Genomic DNA, 4,102 nt, shown 5'->3' with positions numbered 1-4,102 from the left:
CCGTAGGGGGACTTGAAGTCGTAGCCGTGCAGCGGCAGGAGCCACGGGTCCTGCTCGGTGATCTTGCTGTCGGTGCGGTCGGACCGGGACGCGCGGTCGGCGCTGTCGGCACGGGCCGCCGCGTCCTGGCTGGCGACCGAGGCCTGCCGGAGCTCGTCGAGGACCGAGGGGTTGACGCTCTTGGCGTCAGGAAGGGCGTTCGCGCCGATGGCGACGATGCCGGCGCCGACGAACGCGGTGGTGACCACCGCCGCGTAGCGGCTCCGCGGGGGGGTGGGTACGCGACGGCGGCCGCGATAGCGATCGGGCTCAGACGACAGGCGCTGGCGCACGCACACCCTCCGTTGTCGGGGATCCGATGCGACTCCGGACCGTTCGGTGAAGCTCGGTGGAACCTCCGGTGTCGCGTCGTCACCCGTCCGTGGACCTGATGACAACCGTGGACACGTTAGCCAACTGCCACTCCTGTCACAAGCCGAAGCGCCGAACTGGCGATTCGTTATGTCCGTTTCCATCCTGGCTTGTCATGTCTCGTGCCGCCGGTCGGATGGGCCTCCGACTGTCCATTCGTCGCGGACAGTGACCGATCGGCGGAGGTGTCCGGCTTTCCGCGTCCGCGCCTGAGCGGTAGGAGAGTAGCCCGGGCGTGGGACGGTCCGGGCCCCGCTTTCCGCCCCCCGCTCCGCCGGGTTACCGTTCGTTCAGGTCAGTGTCCTGGTGAAAGGTGTGCGCAGATGAGCTCTCGTATCCGGGTCGTCGTCGCGAAGCCCGGCCTGGACGGCCACGACCGGGGCGCGAAGGTCGTCGCGCGTGCCCTGCGCGACGCGGGCATGGAGGTCATCTACACCGGCCTGCACCAGACGCCAGAGCAGATCGTGGAGACCGCCATCCAGGAGGACGCGGACGCGGTCGGCCTGTCCGTGCTCTCCGGCGCGCACATGACGCTGTTCAAGCGCGTACTCGAACTGCTCGCCGAGCGCGAGGCCACCGACATCGTGGTGTTCGGCGGCGGGATCATCCCCGAGGCCGACCTGCCGGAGCTGGAGCGGCTCGGCGTCGCGAAGATCTTCACCCCCGGCGCGACCACCGGGTCGATCGTCGAATGGGTGCGGGAGAACGTGGCCCAGCCGGTCGGCTGACCCGCCGCATCTGCGGCTCCGGGCACGGGGGAGGGGCCGGACGCACCCCTCACACGCCCGGCCCCTCTATGCACGATGCCCCGCCGCCACCCCTCGACCGACAGGGCATCGGCCGCTCCCGTCGTCGCGCTTGACCAGCGCTCCGACATCACACTCAACGACGCCCCCGACCGGCGGTTACGCCCGGTCCGGCACATCCCCCGGACGGCTGACAACCGCGGCCGCCGCCGCGTGCCGGCGCCGCCGGAAACCGGTGCCGGCCGAAGAGGGCTGTGCATTACCGCACACCCCGCACCCGCTCGGTTGCCGCCGGTTCCCATCTCGTTAGGCTGCGGCAAATGGCCTGTCTCTTCTGATGACAGGCGTCAAACTGATTTTCCAACGCTGGTGGCGGCGCGACGGCGCGCCGCGGAGACGGGACGGGACGCGCAAACGTGGACCTGTACGAGTACCAGGGGCGGGACCTGTTCGAGCGGCACGGCTTGCCCGTGCTCGCCGGCGGCGTCGCCACTACCCCGGAGGAGGCCCGCGCGATCGCCGAACGCCTCGGCGGTCGGGTGGTCGTCAAGGCGCAGGTGAAGGTCGGTGGCCGCGGCAAGGCCGGCGGCGTGAAGCTGGCCGAGGGCGCGGAGGAGACGGTGGCCCGGGCCACCGACATCCTCGGCATGGACATCAAGGGTCACACCGTCCACAAGGTCATGATCACCGTGACCGCGGACGTGGCCGAGGAGTACTACTTCTCTTACCTGCTCGACCGGGCGAACCGCACCTTCCTCTGCATCGCCAGCGTGGCCGGCGGCATGGACATCGAGCAGGTCGCCGCCGAGACGCCCGAGAAGGTCGTCAAGGCTCCGATCGACGCCAACACCGGCGTCGACGAGGCGAAGGCCCGGGAGATCGTCACCGCGGCCGGATTCCCGGCCGAGGTCGCCGACCAGGTCGTTGACGTCGCGGTGAAGCTGTGGCAGGCGTTCGTCGCCGAGGACGCCACGCTCGTCGAGGTGAACCCGCTGGCCACCACCAAGGACGGCAAGCTGCTGCTCCTGGACGCCAAGGTCACGCTGGACGAGAACGCCGCGTTCCGGCACCCGGACCACGAGGCCCTGGTCGACCAGGCGTCGGTGGACCCGCTGGAGCAGGCCGCCAAGGCCAAGGACCTCAACTACGTCAAGCTCGACGGCGAGGTCGGCATCATCGGCAACGGCGCGGGCCTGGTCATGTCCACGCTCGACGTGGTCGCGTACGCGGGCGAGCGGCACGGCGGCGTCAAGCCGGCCAACTTCCTCGACATCGGCGGCGGCGCGAGCGCCGAGGTGATGGCGAACGGCCTGGAGATCGTCCTGTCCGACCCGTCGGTCAAGAGCGTCTTCGTCAACGTCTTCGGCGGCATCACCGCGTGCGACGCGGTCGCCAACGGCATCGTGCAGGCGCTGGCGCTGCTGGAGCAGCGCGGCGAGAAGGCCACCAAGCCGCTCGTCGTCCGTCTCGACGGCAACAACGCCGAGGCCGGTCGGGCGATCCTCGACGGCGCGGCCAACCCGCTGATCCAGCGGGTCGACACCATGGACGGCGCGGCCGAGCGGGCCGCCGAGCTGGCAGCTGCGGGGGTCTGACAATGGCTATCTGGCTGACCAAGGACTCCAAGGTCATCGTGCAGGGGATGACCGGTTCCGAGGGTTCCAAGCACACCCGGCGGATGCTCGCCGCCGGCACCAACGTGGTCGGCGGCGTGAACCCGCGCAAGGCCGGCACCACTGTCGACTTCGACGGCACCGAGCTGCCCGTCTTCGCGTCCGTCGCGGACGCGATGAAGTCCACCGGCGCGGACGTCACAGTCATCTTCGTGCCGCCGCAGTTCACCAAGGCCGCCGTGGTCGAGGCGATCGACGCCGGCATCGACCTGGCCGTGGTGATCACCGAGGGCGTGCCGGTGCACGACACCGCCGCGTTCTGGGCGTACAACAAGTCCAAGGGCGAGCGCACCCGGATCATCGGCCCGAACTGCCCGGGCATCGCCTCGCCGGGCGCGTCCAACGCGGGCATCATCCCGGCCGACATCACCGGCTCCGGCCGCATCGGCCTGGTCAGCAAGAGCGGCACGCTGACCTACCAGATGATGTACGAGCTGCGCGACATCGGCTTCTCCACCTGCGTCGGCATCGGCGGTGACCCGATCATCGGCACCACCCACATCGACGCCCTGGCCGCCTTCGAGGCGGACCCGGAGACCGACGCGATCGTCATGATCGGTGAGATCGGCGGCGACGCCGAGGAGCGGGCGGCCGAGTTCATCAAGGCCAACGTCACCAAGCCGGTGGTCGGCTACATCGCCGGCTTCACCGCCCCGCCCGGCAAGACCATGGGTCACGCCGGCGCGATCATCTCGGGCTCGGCGGGCACCGCCGACGCCAAGAAGGCGGCGCTGGAGGCGGTGGGCGTCAAGGTCGGCAAGACCCCGACCGAGACCGCCAACCTGATGCGGGAGCTCATGTCCGGCCGCTGAGCGGCCGTACCACGCGCCGAGGGGGCCGACCGGGGAACCGGCCGGCCCCCTCGCGTTCAGCGGTACCAGTACGGGTAGTACGAGTTGCCCCGGGCCCGCACGATGGCGCTGGCGACGATGTTGATCACACCGAACGCGATGGCCAGCCAGCCGAGCAGCTGCGACTTGCCGTTGCGCCGCGCGTCGCGGATCGACAGCGCGCCGAAGACGATGCCCAGGATGCCGCAGCAGAACAGGCCGAAGACGATGCCGAGGACGCCCCAGAGCGTGGTCCGGTCCCGGCCGACGGCCGGCGGCGGCGGTGGTGGCGGATACGGAGCGTGCACGGCTTCCTCCGAACGGTAGGCGCCGCGACGGGAATGGTCGCGTCTGAGGCCGAGGCTAGACCGGATCACCACCGCTGAGGCGGGGGTTCGGCGAACTCGCCGCGCTGCCGACCCGGTATCGGACTGCCGTCCTT

General features: G+C 70.4%; 4 protein-coding genes and 1 pseudogene. 3 read left to right on the top strand and 2 right to left on the bottom strand.

All coding sequences use genetic code 11. From position 1 onward, the window contains the following. Positions 1 to 332 (bottom strand): annotated as a pseudogene (locus KBX39_RS25085) (M23 family peptidase); the annotation flags it as partial. Between the two features lie 402 nt (positions 333 to 734). On the opposite strand from KBX39_RS25085, the gene KBX39_RS25080 reads away from it, so the two are divergent. The 3 genes from KBX39_RS25080 to sucD all read left to right on the top strand — a co-directional run bounded on the left by KBX39_RS25080 (position 735) and on the right by sucD (position 3,642). Beyond that, positions 735 to 1,139, top strand: coding sequence for a cobalamin B12-binding domain-containing protein (locus tag KBX39_RS25080; protein WP_030501512.1), 405 nt, complete (start codon positions 735 to 737; stop codon positions 1,137 to 1,139). A gap of 434 nt (positions 1,140 to 1,573) precedes the next feature. After that, a complete protein-coding gene (gene sucC / locus KBX39_RS25075) occupies positions 1,574 to 2,752 on the top strand; it encodes an ADP-forming succinate--CoA ligase subunit beta (RefSeq protein ID WP_043328357.1) in 1,179 nt (392 codons plus the stop codon). A gap of 2 nt (positions 2,753 to 2,754) precedes the next feature. After that, positions 2,755 to 3,642: a succinate--CoA ligase subunit alpha gene (sucD, locus tag KBX39_RS25070; protein WP_030501510.1), complete on the top strand. Its 888-nt coding sequence runs from the start codon at positions 2,755 to 2,757 to the stop codon at positions 3,640 to 3,642. A gap of 56 nt (positions 3,643 to 3,698) precedes the next feature. On the opposite strand, the gene KBX39_RS25065 is transcribed toward sucD, so the two are convergent. Further along, positions 3,699 to 3,968: a hypothetical protein gene (locus KBX39_RS25065; RefSeq protein WP_043328358.1), complete on the bottom strand. Its 270-nt coding sequence runs from the start codon at positions 3,966 to 3,968 to the stop codon at positions 3,699 to 3,701. Positions 3,969 to 4,102 lie beyond the last annotated feature (134 nt).

The sequence above is a fragment of the Micromonospora sp. D75 genome (assembly GCF_018070405.1).
In the GTDB taxonomy this organism is placed as follows: Bacteria; Actinomycetota; Actinomycetes; order Mycobacteriales; family Micromonosporaceae; genus Micromonospora; species Micromonospora chalcea.
This window is presented reverse-complemented; position numbering and strand designations above follow the sequence as displayed.

What these genes read in the sequence shown, in the direction of transcription:
- KBX39_RS25080 (WP_030501512.1), top strand. Translation starts at nt 735, where the DNA reads ATGAGCTCTCGTATCCGGGTCGTCGTCGCGAAGCCCGGCCTGGACGGC.
- sucD (WP_030501510.1), top strand. Translation starts at nt 2,755, where the DNA reads ATGGCTATCTGGCTGACCAAGGACTCCAAGGTCATCGTGCAGGGGATG.